Source organism: Streptacidiphilus sp. ASG 303, from assembly GCF_020991365.1.
Lineage (GTDB): Bacteria > Actinomycetota > Actinomycetes > Streptomycetales > Streptomycetaceae > Peterkaempfera.
The window spans coordinates 164,130-180,135 of sequence record NZ_JAJLRA010000007.1 but is presented as its reverse complement, the minus strand read 5'-3'; the positions used below and the strand labels follow the sequence as shown (position 1 = coordinate 180,135).

Genomic DNA, 16,006 nt, shown 5'->3' with positions numbered 1-16,006 from the left:
GAGGCCGGGGGCCGTGTCCGCGCCCCGACCGGCGCCCGACCGGGTGAACGGGGCGCGCGGTCCGCGGCGGCCGGGGGCGGCCGCGGCCGGGGGCGGCCGGGCGGGGGCCCGCGACACGGGGGCCGCGGGGCGCCGCTCCGGGCCACGGTCAGCCCAGGGTGGACTCCAGCTCCTCCATGGCCCCGGTGACGATGTCCCGCATCGCCCGCTCGGCCCGCGCCGCGTCGCCCGCGCAGACCGCCTCCGCCACCTCGCGGTGCCGGGCGACGGCGTACGGCTGCGGGTGGTGCGGCATCAGGTGGTGCTCGGTGCGGCCGGTGAGGACGGCGGCCACCACCTCGCCCAGGTGCGCGAACATCTCGTTGCCGGACGCCTCCAGCACCAGCCGGTGGAAGGCGATGTCGTGCCCGAGGAAGACCGCGAGGTCGCCGGCGCGGGCGGTGACGGTGAGCTCCACCGCGAGGGCGCTCAGCCGGCGGCGCTGGTCGTCGGTGGCCCGGTCGGCGGCGAGGGCGGCGGCGGCGGGCTCGACGGCCGCGCGCAGGGCGCCCAGCGAGCGCAGCTGGGCGGGGCGGTCGGGGCCGGCCAGCCGCCAGCGGATCACCAGGGGGTCGAAGACGTCCCAGGCGGAGCGGGGCTGCACCGTGATCCCCACCCGGCGGCGGGAGGCGACCATGCCCATGGCCTCCAGGACCCGGACGGCCTCCCGGACGACGGTGCGCGAGACGCCGTACCGGACCTCCAGCTCCTCCATGCGCAGCACGGCGCCCCCGGGGATCGTGCCGGAGGCGATGGCGGGGCCGAGCTCGGCGAGGAGGCGGCCGTGCAGCCCCTGCCCCGCGCCGCCTCCCGTGCCGTCGCCCGTGCCGTTGAAGGTGTCCACCCGACCAGCCTAGAGGGCGGCTGAGACCACATTCATATGACGATTACGTCTCGGCGTCTTGAATAAGTCATATCTTTGGCGTCATAGTTCCGTGCAGCCGGGCACGGGGCAGCGGCCCCGCGGGACAGTCCCGCACCGGTCGGACACCGTCAGGAGCACCACCATGGGTCTCAACGCCGAGAACCACCCCTCGTGCATCGTCGTGATGGGCGTGTCAGGGGTCGGCAAGACCACCGTCGCCCGCCTGCTCGCCGAGCGGCTGGACGTCCCCTTCGCCGAGGCGGACGACTTCCACCCGGCCGCCAACGTCGCCAAGATGTCGGCCGGCGTGCCGCTGGACGACGCGGACCGGCAGCCGTGGCTGGAGTCCATCGGCCGCTGGCTGCACGACCGCGACACCGCGGGCACGGGCGGCGTGGTGACCTGCTCGGCGCTGAAGCGGCGCTACCGCGACACCCTGCGGGCGGCGTCGCCCGGCGTGTTCTTCCTGCACCTGACCGCGGACCGCGCGCTCGTCGCGGACCGCATCGGCCACCGCAGCGGCCACTTCATGCCCGCGTCCCTGCTGGACTCCCAGCTGGCGGCGCTGGAACCCCTCGGACCGGACGAGCGCGGCGCCTCGCTCGACGCCGGACCGGGCACGGAACACCTCGTCGAGATGGCCGTGGCCGCCGTGCCCCGGCCCGTCAATGGAGACCTCGCGTGACCCTCTCCCTCGCCACTCCCGGGGCGGCCTCCCTGCTGGCCGCGGCCCAGGAGACCCTGCCCCACAGCAGCAGCTCCGGCAGACTCGTCGCCGCCATGCTGGTCGGCATCGCGGTCATCGTGCTGCTGATCACCCGGCTGAAGATGCACCCCTTCCTGGCCCTCACCCTGGGCTCCGGGGTGCTCGCCGCGGTCGCCGGCGTGCCGTTCGACAAGCTGACCTCCAGCTTCACCACCGGCCTGGGCACCACCGTCGCCGGCGTCGGCGTGCTGATCGCCCTGGGGGCCATGCTGGGCAAGCTGCTGGCCGACTCCGGGGGCGCCGACCGGATCGCCGACACGATCCTGTCCCGCTCCGGGCCGCGGTCGCTGCCCTGGGCGATGGCGCTGGTCGCCGCCGTGCTCGGCCTGCCGCTCTTCTTCGAGGTCGGCGTCGTCCTGCTGATCCCGATCGTGCTGCTGGTCGCCCGCCGCGGCAACCTGCCGCTCATGCGCGTCGGCATACCCGCCCTGGCCGGCCTGTCCGTGCTGCACGGCCTGGTCCCGCCGCACCCGGGCCCGCTGGTGGCCATCGACGCCCTGCACGCCGACCTCGGCACCACCCTGGCCCTCGGCCTGCTGGTCGCCGTCCCCACCGTGGTCGTCGCCGGTCCGCTCTTCGCCCGGGTGGCCGAGCGCTGGGTCGGCCCGCTGGAGATCCCCGAGCGGAACATCACCTCCGACGAGGACCAGGCGGCCCGCGAGCGCGACGGCGTGCGGGTGCCGAGCTTCGGCGCCACGCTGGCCACCATCCTGCTGCCCGTGGTGCTGATGCTCGCCAAGGCCCTGTGCGACGTGGTGGTCGACAACCCCGACGCCATGGCCCAGCGGATCTTCGACTTCGCCGGCTCCCCGCTCGTCGCGCTGCTCGCCGCCGTGCTGCTCGGCATGGTCACCCTCGGCCGGGCGGCCGGCTTCACCAAGGCCCGCATCTCGACCACCATCGAGCGCTCGCTGGCCCCGATCGCCGGCATCGTCTTCATCGTGGGCGCCGGCGGCGGCTTCAAGCAGACCCTCGTCGACGTGGGCATCGGCAACGTGATCGCCGACTGGTCGGACTCCTGGCACATCTCCGCGCTGCTGCTCGGCTGGCTCGTGGCGGTCGGCATCCGCCTGGCCACCGGCTCGGCCACCGTCGCCACCGTCACCGCGGCCGGCATCGTCGCCCCGCTGGCGGCGGAGATGAGCTCCACCCACGCGGCGCTGCTGGTGCTCGCCGTCGGCGCGGGCTCGCTCTTCCTCTCCCACGTCAACGACGCCGGCTTCTGGCTGGTGAAGGAGTACTTCGGGATGAGCGTCGGCCAGACCTTCAAGTCCTGGTCGGCGATGGAGACCGTGATCTCCGTGGTCGCGATCGTCCTCATCCTGCTGCTGGGCCTGGTGGTCTGACCCCGGCGGCCCCGCACAGCGGCGGCGCCCCCGTCCCCGGCCGGAACCGGGACGGGGGCGCCGCCGCGTCCGCGGCCGCACGGGCCGTCAGCGGACCTCGGCGGCGAGGCGGTCCAGCACCTCGCCGTGGATGCGGTTGAGGCCCTTGGGCGCGAAGGTGCGCTCGAAGAAGCCGCCGATGCCGCCCGCGCCCTGCCAGGTCGTCTCCACGACGACCTTGGCCCGGCCCTCGCCCGCCGGGGTGACCGTCCAGGTGACCACCATGCTGGAGTTGGCGTCGGTCTCCACCAGGCGCCCCGGGGAGGGCTCGGAGACGGTGAAGAGGCAGTCGCGCACCCGCTTCTCGGTGGCCTGGAGCCTCCAGTGCACCTGCGTGCCGGCGCCGGTGCCGCCCCGGCGCACCTCGTACTCGCTGTACTGGGCGGGCAGCAGCCGGGGCCGGACCTGCCCGTAGTCGGCCAGGGCCTCGTAGACCCGCTCGGGCGAGGCCTCCACCACCCGCTCCGTGACGGCGTACACCTGCGACATCTGGCTGCTCCTCATGGCTCGTCGTTGCGCGCGGGACGCGTCCCGGGCGGCCGCGGCGGCCGCGGCGGCCGCCCGGTGGACAGCCAACCACAACCGATCTTCGAATATCTGTTCTAATCTGGTTCCCTGGGCACCGCAACCGGCGAGGAGGACCACACGATGCGCTGGGACGACCTGCGGAACGACCCCCCGGCCGACGGCCCCGCCCCCGCCGGACCGGCCGCCCTCTTCGGCGCCGGCACGGTCGTCCGGCGGTTCGACACGCCCGAGTTCCGCGGCGTCACCTTCCACGAGGTGCGGGCCCGCTCGATCCTCAACCGGGTGCCTGGCGCGTCGCGGATGCCGTTCGAATGGACGGTCAACCCGTACCGGGGCTGCACCCACGCCTGCGTGTACTGCTTCGCCCGCCGCACCCACGAGCACCTCGACCTGGACGCGGGGCGCGACTTCGACACCCAGGTCGTGGTCAAGGTCAACGCCGCCGAACTGCTCCGCCGCGAGCTGGCCTCCCCGCGCTGGCGCGGCGAGCACGTCGCCATGGGCACCAACGTCGACTGCTACCAGCGGGCCGAGGGCCGCTACCGGCTGATGCCAGGCATCCTGGAGGCGCTGCGCGACCGGGCGAACCCCTTCTCCGTCCTCACCAAGGGCTCCCTGATCCTGCGCGACCTGGAGCTGCTGCGGCAGGCCGCGGCCGTCACCGACGTCTCCGTCAACGTCTCGGTCGGCTTCACCGACCGGGAGCTGTGGCGCGGCGCGGAGCCCGGCACGCCCTCCCCGCAGAAGCGGCTGGAGGTCTGCCGCACGCTCACCGACGCGGGCGTCCCCTGCGGGGTGCTGATGGCCCCGGTGCTCCCCTACCTCAGCGACTCCCCCGAGCAGCTCCGGGCCACCGTGCGGGCGGTGGCCGAGGCCGGCGCGGTCTCCGTCACGCCGCTGGTGCTGCACCTGCGGCCGGGCGCCCGCGAGTGGTACACGGCCTGGCTGCGGCGCCACCACCCCGGGCTGCTCCCCCGGTACGAGGCCCTGTACGGCGACTCCGCCTACGCGCCGCGCTGGTACCAGCGGCGGATCACCCGGGCCGTCCACGAGATCGCCGCCGCGTACGGCTGCGGCCCGGCCGGGCCCGGCGGCCCGCGGCGGATCCCCCCGGCCGCCGCGGGGCCGGCCGCCGCCGCGGGACCGGTGCAGCTCACCCTGCTGTAGCGGACCCCGGTTAGGCTGGCCGGGTGCTGAACGAGGTGACCGCCCTGCGCTACCTGGAGCCGCTGCGCGCCGGCGGCTCGGTGCCCGGGGTGACCGAGACCGACGACCTGGGCACCTACGTGGTCAAGTACGCGGGCGCCGCGCAGGGCCGCAAGGCGCTGGTGGCCGAGGTGGTCGTCGGGGAGCTGGCGCGGCGGCTCGGCCTGCGCGTGCCCGACCTGGTGCGGGTGCGCTTCGACCCCGCGGTGGCCGCCCACGAGCCGGACCAGGAGGTTCAGGACATCCTGCGCGCCAGCGCCGGCCTCAACCTCGGCATGGACTTCCTCCCCGGCGCCCGCGACTTCGCCCCCGAGGCCCTGCGGGTCGACCCGGTCGAGGCGGGGCGCGTCGTCTGGCTGGACGCCCTGACCGCCAACGTCGACCGCACCTGGCGCAACCCCAACCTCATGGTCTGGCACGGCTCGCTCTGGCTGATCGACCACGGCGCGGCGCTGGTCTTCCAGCACCGCTGGGCCGACGCCGCGGCCGCCGTCACCCGCCGCTACTCCCTGGCCGACCACGCCCTCGGCGTCTTCGGCCCGGACGTGGCGGCCGCCGACGCGGCGCTGGCACCGCTCGTCACCGAGGAGCTGCTGCGCGAGGTCGTGGCCCTGGTGCCGGAGGAGTGGCTGGCCGGCGAGCCCGGCTTCGGCTCGGCGGAGGAGCTGCGCGAGGCGTACGTGGCCCACCTGGCCGCCCGCGCCGCCGCCTCGGAGCTGTGGCTGCCCGACGGCTTCGCCACCCCCGAGCAGCTGCGCGCCGCCGAGGCCCGCCGCACCGCCGCCACCCTGGCGGGGCGCCCGGCCTGGCTCCAGCACGTCCGCGGCTGACACCCGGAGGGGCCGTCCCGGCGCCGCCGCGGGCCGCCACGGCGCCGCACCGGTTTGTCACCCGGTGACAAGCGGGACCGTCGGCGCTGAGCCGCCCCCTGGACCCGGGCGGGCGGCCCGTACGAGGATCCCGTTGCGGGGATCATGGTCCGGCGGCCGGGACGGTCCGGCGGCCGGAGCGAGCGGAGGGCGGGCGCCATGCAGGGACGGGACTGGTCGGCGTTCCAGTTCGAGGTCTACCTGAACGGGATGGACGGCACCGTCCCCCGCCTGCCCACCGACCTGACCCGGCTGGAGGAGCTGGCCGCGGCGCGGCTCGCCCCCGGCCCGGTGGGCTACGTCGCCGGGAGCGCCGGCAGCGGCCGCACCGAGCGGGCCAACCGGGAGGCGCTGGACCGCTGGGCGATCGTGCCCCGGATGCTGCGCGACGTGCGCGAGCGCGACATGGGCGTGGAGCTGTTCGGGCGGCGGCTGCCCGCCCCCGTGGCGCTGGCCCCGGTCGGCGTCCTGTCGATCATGCACCCGGACGCCGAGCCGGCGGCGGCGCGGGCCGCGGCCGCCCTGGGCCTGCCGTTCACCCTCTCCTCCGCCGCGAGCACCACCCTGGAGCAGGTCGCGGAGGCGATGGGCGAGGGCGCCGAGCGCTGGTTCCAGCTGTACTGGCCGAAGGACCGCGACGTGTGCCGCTCCTTCCTCGCCCGGGCGAAGGCCGCCGGGTACACGGCGCTGGTCGTCACCCTGGACACCTGGCTGCTGGCGTGGCGGCCGCGCGACCTGGACCGGGCGTACCTGCCGTTCCTGCACGGCGTCGGCACCGCCAACTACTTCTCCGACCCCGCCTTCCGCGCCGGGCTGGCCAAGCCGGTCGAGGAGGACCCGCGGGCCGCCGTGCTGCACTGGGCGCAGATGTTCGCCGACCCCGGCAAGACCTGGGAGGACCTGGCCTTCCTGCGCGAGCACTGGGAGGGCCCGATCGTCCTCAAGGGCGTCCTCCACCCCGACGACGCCCGCCGCGCGGCCGACGCCGGCATGGACGGCGTCGTCGTCTCCAACCACGGCGGGCGGCAGGTCAACGGCGCCGTCGGCGCCGCCGACGCGCTGCCGGGCGTCGCGGACGCGGTCGGCGACCGGCTGACCGTGCTCTTCGACAGCGGCGTGCGCACCGGCGACGACGTGCTCAAGGCCCTGGCGCTCGGCGCGCGGGGCGTGCTGCTGGGCCGCCCGTACGCCTACGGGCTGGGCCTGGACGGCGAGGCGGGCGTCACCCACGTGCTGCGCAGCCTGCTCGCCGAGTTCGACCTGACCATGGCGCTCTCCGGCCACACCCGGCCGGCGGAGCTGACCCGCGACGTGCTGGTCCGGCACGGCGCCTGAAGGAGCACCCGATGACCGACCGCACGGACCTGCTGGCCGTCGTCCCCGCCCACCTCGGCGGCCGGGAGGTCGGCGCCGGGCTCGCCGCGGCCCTCGCCGACCGGGCGGAGGTCACCGTGGTGGAGTCCGCCGGCGAGGACCCGGCGGCGCTGGCCCGCGCCCGCGTGCTGCTCACCGCGCTGGCGCCGGTCACGGCGGAGGACCTCGCGGCCGCGCCGGGGCTGGAGTTCGTCCAGTGCGCCAGCCACGGCTTCGACTACGTGGACGTGGCGGCCGCCCGAAGCCGCGGCGTCACGGTGGCGACCATCGGCTCCAGCGGCGCCGAGCACCACGACGTGGCCGAGCACACCTTCGCCCTGATGCTGGCCCTGGCCAAGCAGGTCGTCCCCGCGCACACCGCCCTGGCCGCCGGCGAGTGGGCCGCCCGCCGGCTGCAGCCCGCCCTCACCGAACTGACCGGCAGGACCCTCGGCCTGGTCGGCTTCGGGGAGATCGGGCAGCAGGTCGCCCGCCGGGCCGCCGCCTTCGACATGACCGTGCTGTACACGGCCCGCACCGCCCGGCCGGAGGCCGAGCAGCGGTACGGCGCCCGGCGGGTGGGGCTGGAGGAGCTGCTGCGCAGCGCCGACTACGTCTCCCTCCACCTGCCGCTGACCCCCGGGACCCGGCACCTGCTGGACGCGGGGCGGCTGGCGATGCTCAGGCCCACCGCGTTCCTGGTGAACACCTCCCGCGGGGCGCTGGTGGACCAGGAGGCACTGGCCGACGCCCTGGAGGCGGGCCGCCTCGCCGGGGCCGGCCTGGACGTCTTCGACCCGGAGCCGCCCGCCGCCGGCCTGCGGCTGCTGCGGGCGCCGAACACCGTCCTCACCCCGCACATCGCCGGGGTGACCCGCGAGACGCTGGTCCGCATCGCCCTGGCGGCGATCGGCAACGCCGCGGCCTGGCTGGAGGGCCGCACGCCGCGCGACGTGGTTTCCTGATGGACCGTCGGATCCCCGCCGGCGCGTCACCGCCGGCCGCGCCCCGGCCCCCGGCCCCCGCCCGCCGGTGCAGGCCCGGGGCGCGCGCCGGACGCACCGGCGCGGGCACCGCCGTCCCGGCGGCGCGTCACTCCGCGGACGCCCCGCGCCCGCGCCGGGCGCGGCGCCCTTCCGGGGCGGGCCGGGCGGCGGGCGCCGCCCCGTCCGGCGCGGGTCCGGGGAGGCGGGTGGCCGCGTGGCCGCCGGTCGCCCAGAGGTACTGCACGGCGTAGGCCCGCCACGGCCGCCAGGCCTCGGCCCGCGCCGCGAGGGCCGCGGGCGTGGCGGGGAGGCCGAGCCGGACGGCCGCCTGCCGCACGCCGAGGTCGCCGGGGAGGAACGCGTCCGGGTCGCCGAGCGCCCGCATCGCGACGGTCTCCACCGTCCACGGCCCCACGCCGGGCAGGTCGGCGAGCTGCTGCCGGGCCCGCCGCCGGTCGGCCCCCGGCGACAGGTCCAGCCGCCCCCCGGCCAGGGCCGCCGCCAGGGCGGCCAGCGTGGCGCGCCGGGCACGCGGCAGCGCGAGGTGCTCCGGGTCCAGGGCGGCCAGCGCCGCGGGCGCGGGGAACAGGCGGGTGAGCCCGCCCTCCGGGTCCTCGACCGGCTCTCCGTACCGGTCCGCGAGGCGGCCCGCGTGGGTGCGCGCCGCCGCCGTGGAGACCTGCTGCCCGAGGACCGTGCGGACGGCGAGTTCGGCGCCGTCCACCGCGCCGGGCACGCGCCGGCCCGGGGCCGCGCGCACGACCGGGGCCAGGACGCCGTCCCGGAGCAGGAGGCCGTCCACGGCCGCGGGGTCGGCGTCCAGGTCGAGGAGCCGGCGGCACAGGGCGGCCGCGGCGGGCAGGTCGCGCGGGTCGGCCAGGAGGAGCCGGCAGCCGACGCGGCCGGGCTCCGGGCGGAGCGCGGCGACGGCCGGGCCGCCCGGCAGGCGCAGCGTCCGCCGGTAGGCGCCGTCGCGCCACTCCTCCACGCCGGGGACGGCGGTGGCCGCCAGGTGGCCGAAGAGGCTGCCGGGGTGAAGGGGGGCCCGGAAGGGGAGCCCGAGGGAGAACGCGTGCCTCACCGGCCCCGCTCCTCCCCCGCCGGGCCGCCGGGCCGGGCCGGACCGCCGGGGCCGGTCGGACCGTCCGGGCCGCCGGGGCCGGCCGGGCCGTCCGCGGGCGGGGCGTGGTGGCGGATCAGCAGGGAGGCGGCGACCTCCTCGCCGCCCAGGGCCTCGTAGACGTGCGGCACGTCCGAGACCCAGCGCGCGTGGCCGCCGGGCGGGACCGTGACGGGCGCGCCGGCCGGGCCGACGCGGGCCGTGCCGGAGAAGACGGTGAGGTGCTCGGTGGCGCCGAGCGGGTGGGCGGGCGAGGTCTGCACGCGGCCGGGGCGGATACGCAGCCGGTACAGCTCGGTGGTGACCGGGCCGTCGGCGAAGGTCTCCAGCAGGACGGCGGAGACGGCCGCGCCGTGGACGGGGGCGGGGGGCTCCGGGGCGCCGCCGGGGCCGCCGGGGCCCGTGAGGACGGCGGCGAGCGGGACGTGCAGCTGGGCCGTGACCGCGTAGAGGGTCTCGATGGTCGGGTTGCGGGTGCCCGCCTCCAGTCCGGAGAGGGTGGCCTTGCCGACGCCCGCACGCAGGGCAAGCTCCGACAGGGACAGGCCGCGTTCGGCGCGCAGCCGCCGCACGCGGCGGCCGACCTGGGCGGCGAAGGGCTCCGGGTTCTCCTCCACGGGACCAGTATCCGTGATGGCGTTCCGTTTTCGGAACGGCCCGCCTAGACTTCCGTTCCGTTTACGGAACGAAGGAGGGGTGCGGAGTGGAACGCGTCCTGCAGCCCGTCCTCGCGGGCACCGTCCTCGCCGTGGTGGGCTTCGCGAGCTCGTTCGCCGTGGTGCTCGCCGGGCTGCGGGCCGTCGGCGCCGACGAGGAGCAGGCGGCGTCCGGCCTGCTGGCGCTCTGCCTGGCGATGGGCGCCACCGCGATCGTCCTCGGCCTGCGGTACCGGATGCCGCTCAGCATCGCCTGGTCCACGCCGGGCGCCGCCCTGCTGGCCGCGTCGGGCCACCGGCAGCACGGCTACCGCGAGGCCCTGGGCGCCTTCCTCGTCACCGGCCTGCTGCTGCTCCTGGCCGGGCTGTCGCGGCGCTTCACGCGGCTGCTGGAGGCGATCCCCGCCCCGCTGGCCTCCGCCATGCTCGCCGGGGTGCTGCTGCCGCTCTGCCTGGCACCGGTCCGGGCCGTCGTGGAACTGCCCGCCGCGGCGGCCCCGGTGGTCGCCGTCTGGGCCGTCCTGCACCGCCTCGCCCGCCGCTGGGCCGTACCGGGCGCCCTGGCCGCCTGCGCCGCGGTCCTCCTGCTCACCCGGCACCACCCGGCGCACGGGACACCGCTGCTCCCCTCCCTCACGGCGACGGCGCCCGCCCTCTCCGCGGGCGCCGTCGCCGGCATCGCGGTCCCGCTCTTCGTCGTCACCATGGCCTCGCAGAACATCGCCGGGGTGAGCATGCTCGCCTCCTTCGGCTACCGGGCGCCGCTGCGGCCGGTCCTCGCCACCACCGGGCTCGCCACCATGGCCGGCGCGCCCTTCGGCGCGCACGCCGTCAACCTGGCCGCCATCACCGCCGCACTCGCCGCCGGGCCCGACGCCCACCCGGACCCGGACCGGCGCTGGATCGCGTCCGTCACCGGCGGCGCCGTCCACCTGCTGCTCGGCCTCGGCGCCGGGGTGACCGTGTCGCTGGCGGCCTCCTCGCCGCCGCTGCTCGTCGAGACCGTCGCGGGCCTGGCCCTGCTGGGCACCCTGGGCTCGGCGCTCCGGGCCGCCGTCGCGGACCCGGCGGTGCGGGACGCCTCGGTGGCCGCCCTGGTGGTGACCGCCTCCGGCGTCGCCCCCCTCGGCGCCGGGTCCGCCCTGTGGGGGCTGCTGGCCGGACTCGCCTTCCACGCCCTCCTCGGCGGCGGGCGGCGGCGGGCCGCGCCCCCGGAGGAGGGGGCGGCGGAGGGGAGGGCGACGGAGAAGGGGAGGACGGAGGAGGGGACGACGGAGCTCGGCGCCAGGCCGTGAGGGGTTCGCCGGGGCCGCCGGCCCGCGGCTCGCACGGGCACCCGGGACCGCCGCGCACACGGAACCCGGCGGCCCCGGCCCCCGTCCCATGCGCACGCCGTCGAGACAGGGGTTCCCCACATGACGCTCCGCCGCTCCGCAGCCGCCGGCCTCCTCGCGCTCGCCCTCGCGCTCTGCGCGGGCTGCACCTCCGGACCCGACCTGCTCCGGACCCGCACCTCGCCGGGCCCGCTGCCGGTCGACCCGCCCCGGTCCGCCCCGCCTTTGCCCGGCAGCCCATTGCCGGTCGACCCGCCCCGGTCCGGCGCACCCGGGACCGGCCCCACGCCGGCCGATCCGCCCGGCCTGGACGCGGCCGCCGCGGCCCTCGACGAGGAGGGCCGAGTCCGCTTCGCCGACACCTACGGCTCGGTGGCCGTGGACGCTCCGCACCGCCGGGTCGTGCTGTACGCCGTCGACGCGGAGCGCGGGCGGCAGCTCGTCGCGGCCGTCCGGCGGGCGCACCCCGCCACGGCCCGCACGGCGGTCGCGGTGCGGCCGTGCCGGTACGCGGAGCGGCGGCTGGAGGCGGCCGTCGACGCGCTGCTCGCGGCGGCGAAGGCCCACCGGCTGCCCTACGACCTGTACACGATCGCCCCGGCGCCCGACGCCTCCGGCCTGCGGGTGGAGGCGCCCGCCGCGGCCGCGGCGTCGGACTCCTTCGCCCGGGCGCTGCGCGCCGCGGCCGGCGGGGTGCCGGTGGCGGTGGCCGCGGGGCGGCAGCCGGAGGCGGCCGCCGCGTCCGCCGGCGGCTGACGCGGCGGGCCGCGGGGGCCGCGGGGGCCGGGCCGCCGCGGACCGGCGACGGCTCAGACCGGCGCGAGGGGCCGGCGGGGCTCCGGCGGGAGCTCGACGGCGACGGGGTCGCCGGGGCGGACCTCGCCCCCGGCGAGGACGACGGCCATCACACCGGCCCGGCGGACCGGGCGGCCCCGCTCGTCGCGGCCGAGGACGGCCCTGAGCAGCCCAGGCCGGTAGCCGTCGATCTGCGGGCAGGGGTTGCGCAGGCCGGTGACCTCGACGACGGCGTCCGCGCCGAGGCGCAGCCGGGTGCCGGCGGGCAGGCCGAGCAGGTCGACGCCGAGGGTGGTGACGTTCTCGCCCATCCCGCCGGGCGGCACGTCGAAACCGGCCTCCCGCAGCTCGGCGTGGAGCTCGGCGTGGAGGAGGTGGACCTGGCGGAGGTTGGGCTGCGAGGGGTCCCGGGCGACCCGGGAGCGGTGCTGCACGGTGGTGCCGAGGTGGGCGTCGCCCTCCACGCCGAGCCCGGCGAGCAGCCGGATGCGGTCGCGGGACGGCTTGCTGAAGGCGTGCCCGGCACCGCTGCTCACGGCGGTCACGGTCGGGGCTGCGGTCGGGGCTGAGGTCGGGGCTGCGGCTGCGGTCACCGGGGACGGCCTCCCTGCGCGGACGGTACGGGCGGTCCCCGCATCGTCCCGGCCCGGCGGGGGCCGGAGCAGGGGGACGGCCGTCCCTGGCCCCGCCCCCCGGGTTCGGAACCGGGCCGGGGACGGGACCGGGGGGTGCGCTGCGGCCCGCCGCGGATCGCCGCGCACCTCTTCCTACCGGGCGGTAACCGGGGCTACAGTGGCGGGAGCACCACCGCCGGGCCTCGGGAGCCGCACCGGCGGGGTCCCGTCCGCCGCGCCACCGCGCGGCCCAGGGCGGGTCGGCGTGCCTGCTCCCGTCACCGCCTCCGCGGTCCACCGGGGGCCCCGCCCCCGGCCCCGCCTGTTCGCGGGCTTCCTGCGGCGGGACGACAGCACCGCCCCCGCACCACGTCACCACCGGGTTCCGGCCGGAGCGGAACGGCCTCCCGGTGGGGTGCGGCAGCCGTCACCCTCCCCTTCCCCCGTCGCCCGCGACCCTCCTCCCCGTGCCGGGGAGCGCGCCGCGCGGGGCCACCCCGAGGAGCCAGGACATGGACCGTCCCTTCCCCACCGTCGCCGTCGTCGGCCTGGGCACCATGGGTGCCGGCATCGCCGTGGCGGCGGCCCGCAGCGGCCGCCGGGTCGTCGGCATCGAGCTGGACGGCGCCGCCGCCGAGGCCGCCCGGACCCGCATCGAGGAGTCCACGGCCCGCGCGGTGGCCCGCGAGCGGATCACCGCGGAGGAGCGCACCGCGCTGCTGGGGCGCATCGCGTACACCGACCGGCTGGCGGACGCCGCCGCCGCCGACCTGGTGGTGGAGGAGGTGCCGGAGGACCTGGAGCTGAAGCGGGAGGTCTTCGCCGAGCTGGACCGGGTCTGCCCGCCGGGGACGGTGCTGGCGACCGGGACGACCGCGCTGTCGGTGACCCGGATCGCCTCGGCCACGGCCCGCCCGGAGCGGGTGCTGGGCCTGCACTTCTTCAACCCGGTGCACTCCATGAAGCTGGTGGAGGTGGTCCGCACGGTGCTGACCTCGCCGCAGGTCGCCGAGGAGGTCGCGGAGTTCGCCCGGGACCTGGGGAAGACGCCGGTGGCGGCGGGCGACCGGGCCGGGTTCATCGTCAACGGGCTGCTCTTCGCGTACCTCAACCAGGCCGCCGCGATGTACGAGTCCCGGTACGCCACCCGCGAGGACATCGACGCGGCGATGCGGCTGGGCTGCGGCCTGCCGATGGGCCCGCTGGCGCTGCTGGACCTGATCGGGATCGACACGGCCCGCACGGTGCTGGAGGCGATGTACGCGCAGTCCCACGACCGGCTGCACGCGCCCGCGCCGATCCTGGGCCAGCTGGCGGCGGCGGGGCTGCTGGGCCGCAAGACCGGCCGCGGCTTCTACACCTACGAGGCGCCCGGCTCCTCCCACCTGGCGGCGGGGTCCTCGCCGGCCGCCGCGGCGCGCGTGCCGGGCCGCGGGGTGCGGTCGGTCGGCGTCTGCGGCTCGGGGACGATGGCGACGGGCATCGCCGAGGTGTTCGCCAAGGCCGGGTACGACGTGGTGCTGGTGGCGCGCAGCCAGGAGAAGGCGGACCGGGCGAAGGCCGCCCTGGCGCGGTCGCTGGACCGCTCGGTGGCCAAGGGCCGCCTGGACGAGGCGGCCCGCGACGCGGCGCTCGGCCGGGTGGTCCCCACCGGGCTGCTCACCGACCTGGACGCGGTGGACCTGGTGCTGGAGGCCGTCGCGGAGGACCTGGCGGTCAAGCGGGAGCTCTTCGCCTCGCTGGACAAGATCTGCCGGCCGGGCGCGGTGCTGGCCACCACCACCTCCAGCCTGCCGGTGGTGGAGTGCGCCACCGCCACCTCCCGGCCGCAGGACGTGGTCGGCATGCACTTCTTCAACCCGGCCCCGGCGATGAAGCTGGTGGAGGTGGTCTCCACGGTGCTGACCGCCGACGACGTCACCGCGACCGTGCTGGAGGTGTGCGGGAAGGTCCGCAAGCACGCGGTGGAGTGCGGCGACCGGGCCGGGTTCATCGTCAACGCCCTGCTCTTCCCGTACCTGAACGACGCGGTGCGGATGCTGGAGGAGCACTACGCGACGGTCGACGACATCGACACCGCGATGAAGCTGGGCTGCGGCTACCCGATGGGGCCGTTCGAGCTGCTGGACGTGGTGGGCCTCGACGTGTCGCTGACCATCGAGAAGGTGCTGCACCAGGAGTTCCGCGAGCCGGGCCTGGCGCCGGCGCCGCTGCTGGAGCACCTGGTGGCGGCGGGCTGCCTGGGCCGCAAGACCGGCCGCGGGTTCCGCGACCACGCGCGCCGGTGACCGGGACCGGGGGCGGCCGGCCGTCCGTCGGCGCCGGGGCGGTGGCGTCCCGGTGGCCGCGGCCGGCCGTCCGGCCCGACCAGCGGGTTCCGGCCGCCGGACGGGACGCCGGGCGGCCCACCGGGCCGGACGCCGGGCGCGCCGGGGCGTGTAGCGTTCCACACATGGATCGGGAGCGTGCCGCGGGGCAGCAGGAGACGGGTGGGGGCGGGGCCGCCGGGGGCGGCCACGGGACCGGCGGCCACGCGACGGGCGGGCGCCGGGCGACCGCCCAGCGGCAGCAGATGCGGCAGGACCTGGCGGGCGCGGCGATGGAGCTGTTCGCGAACCAGGGGTACGAGGAGACGACGGTCGACCAGATCGCCGCCGCGGCCGGTGTGGCGCGGCGGACCTTCTTCCGCTACTTCCGGTCCAAGGAGGAGGCGATCTTCCCGGACCACGACGACACCCTGGTCCGGGTGGCCGACCTGCTGGCCAGCGCCGACCCCGAGGAGCACCCGCTGGACGTGGTGTGCCGCGGGATCAAGGAGGTGCTGCGGATGTACGCCTCCACCCCGGCGGTGTCGGTGGCCCGCTACCGGCTGATCCGCCAGGTGCCGACGCTGCGGGAGCGGGAGATCGCGGTGGTGGCCCGCTACGAGCGGCTCTTCACCCGCTACCTGCTGGGCCGCTTCGACGCGGCGGCCGAGCTGTCGCCGACGTGGGAGCGCGGCGGGGACGACGACCCGATGCTGGCCGAGGTGTCGGCGGCGGCGGTGGTCGCGGCCCACAACCACGTGCTGCGGCGCTGGCTGCGGGCCGGCGGTCGGGGCGACGTGGAGGCGCAGCTGGACCACGCCTTCGACGTGATCCGGGAGACCTTCTGGGCGCAGGCCCCGGCGGCCGCCCGCCGCCGGGGAACCCCGCTGGCACCCAGTGCCATGCAGGAGTCCCAGGCGGCACTGGAGCACGCGGTGGGGAGCACGGTCAGTGCCACGCCCGGGGGTGAGGTGCTCATCACAGTGGCGCGCACGGACGCCCCGCTGGAGCAGGTGCTGGACGCCGTCCGGACCGCGCTCGGCCGCCCGGCCGAGGGGCGCCAGGACGCACAGTCCCACTGAAAGACCAGGTCGGAGCCTTACCAGGGGCCCGTTCCGCAACCGCGGGACGGGCCCCTGCGCGTGCGTGCGGCGGGGACGCCCGGGGCCCGTGTTGCGGGGGCG

Annotated in this window: 14 protein-coding genes and 1 pseudogene; 10 read left to right on the top strand and 5 right to left on the bottom strand. The window is 77.5% G+C overall.

Annotation, left to right across the window (positions count from 1 at the left end; all coding sequences use genetic code 11):
• Positions 1-148 precede the first annotated feature (148 nt).
• Complete coding sequence (locus tag LO771_RS12525) at positions 149-883, bottom strand: FadR/GntR family transcriptional regulator (protein WP_230651410.1); 735 nt, start codon at positions 881-883, stop codon at positions 149-151.
• Positions 884-1,046: 163 nt separating this feature from the next.
• Here LO771_RS12525 and LO771_RS12520 point away from each other — a divergent pair, with 163 nt between their 5' ends.
• Together LO771_RS12520 and LO771_RS12515 are read left to right on the top strand one after the other, a co-directional pair.
• Positions 1,047-1,589 (top strand): gluconokinase, encoded by a 543-nt coding sequence (locus LO771_RS12520; protein WP_230651408.1) that lies wholly within the window; start codon positions 1,047-1,049, stop codon positions 1,587-1,589.
• Positions 1,586-3,016 (top strand): gluconate:H+ symporter, encoded by a 1,431-nt coding sequence (locus LO771_RS12515; protein ID WP_374228157.1) that lies wholly within the window; start codon positions 1,586-1,588, stop codon positions 3,014-3,016. Before LO771_RS12520 ends, LO771_RS12515 begins: the two co-directional genes overlap by 4 nt.
• A gap of 87 nt (positions 3,017-3,103) precedes the next feature.
• Here the strand turns inward: LO771_RS12515 and LO771_RS12510 are convergent, their stop codons facing one another.
• Positions 3,104-3,544: an SRPBCC family protein gene (locus LO771_RS12510; RefSeq protein WP_230651405.1), complete on the bottom strand. Its 441-nt coding sequence runs from the start codon at positions 3,542-3,544 to the stop codon at positions 3,104-3,106.
• A gap of 159 nt (positions 3,545-3,703) precedes the next feature.
• Here LO771_RS12510 and LO771_RS12505 point away from each other — a divergent pair, with 159 nt between their 5' ends.
• The 4 genes from LO771_RS12505 (at position 3,704) to LO771_RS12490 (ending at position 7,976) form a co-directional block, all read left to right on the top strand.
• Positions 3,704-4,750, top strand: coding sequence for an Rv2578c family radical SAM protein (locus LO771_RS12505; protein ID WP_230651403.1), 1,047 nt, complete (start codon positions 3,704-3,706; stop codon positions 4,748-4,750).
• Between the two features lie 23 nt (positions 4,751-4,773).
• The gene (locus LO771_RS12500) at positions 4,774-5,619 is read left to right on the top strand and encodes a HipA family kinase (RefSeq protein ID WP_230651400.1); all 846 of its coding nucleotides are present in this window, start codon (positions 4,774-4,776) and stop codon (positions 5,617-5,619) included.
• Positions 5,620-5,817: 198 nt separating this feature from the next.
• On the top strand, positions 5,818-6,993 hold the full coding sequence (locus tag LO771_RS12495) for a lactate 2-monooxygenase (protein ID WP_230651397.1): 1,176 nt from the start codon (positions 5,818-5,820) through the stop codon (positions 6,991-6,993).
• An 11-nt stretch (positions 6,994-7,004) separates the two neighbouring features.
• Entirely contained in the window at positions 7,005-7,976 is a 972-nt protein-coding gene (locus tag LO771_RS12490; RefSeq protein WP_230651394.1) for a 2-hydroxyacid dehydrogenase, read from the top strand.
• A 217-nt stretch (positions 7,977-8,193) separates the two neighbouring features.
• Here LO771_RS12490 and LO771_RS12485 read toward each other — a convergent pair.
• Together LO771_RS12485 and LO771_RS12480 are read right to left on the bottom strand one after the other, a co-directional pair.
• Positions 8,194-9,132: pseudogene (locus LO771_RS12485) on the bottom strand (DNA-3-methyladenine glycosylase); the annotation flags it as partial.
• The gene (locus LO771_RS12480) at positions 9,075-9,734 is read right to left on the bottom strand and encodes a helix-turn-helix domain-containing protein (RefSeq protein WP_308188894.1); all 660 of its coding nucleotides are present in this window, start codon (positions 9,732-9,734) and stop codon (positions 9,075-9,077) included. The gene LO771_RS12480 and the pseudogene LO771_RS12485, both read right to left, overlap by 58 nt.
• An 86-nt stretch (positions 9,735-9,820) precedes the next feature.
• Here LO771_RS12480 and LO771_RS12475 point away from each other — a divergent pair, with 86 nt between their 5' ends.
• Positions 9,821-11,068: a benzoate/H(+) symporter BenE family transporter gene (locus LO771_RS12475; RefSeq protein ID WP_230651391.1), complete on the top strand. Its 1,248-nt coding sequence runs from the start codon at positions 9,821-9,823 to the stop codon at positions 11,066-11,068.
• A gap of 120 nt (positions 11,069-11,188) precedes the next feature.
• Entirely contained in the window at positions 11,189-11,863 is a 675-nt protein-coding gene (locus LO771_RS12470; protein WP_230651390.1) for a hypothetical protein, read from the top strand.
• Between the two features lie 53 nt (positions 11,864-11,916).
• On the opposite strand, the gene LO771_RS12465 is transcribed toward LO771_RS12470, so the two are convergent.
• Complete coding sequence (locus tag LO771_RS12465; protein WP_230651645.1) at positions 11,917-12,447, bottom strand: MOSC domain-containing protein; 531 nt, start codon at positions 12,445-12,447, stop codon at positions 11,917-11,919.
• A gap of 581 nt (positions 12,448-13,028) precedes the next feature.
• On the opposite strand from LO771_RS12465, the gene LO771_RS12460 reads away from it, so the two are divergent.
• Both LO771_RS12460 and LO771_RS12455 read left to right on the top strand, forming a co-directional pair.
• Positions 13,029-14,804: a 3-hydroxyacyl-CoA dehydrogenase family protein gene (locus LO771_RS12460; protein ID WP_230651387.1), complete on the top strand. Its 1,776-nt coding sequence runs from the start codon at positions 13,029-13,031 to the stop codon at positions 14,802-14,804.
• Positions 14,805-14,968: 164 nt separating this feature from the next.
• Positions 14,969-15,904: a TetR family transcriptional regulator gene (locus LO771_RS12455; protein ID WP_230651384.1), complete on the top strand. Its 936-nt coding sequence runs from the start codon at positions 14,969-14,971 to the stop codon at positions 15,902-15,904.
• The last annotated feature ends 102 nt before the right edge of the window (positions 15,905-16,006 follow it).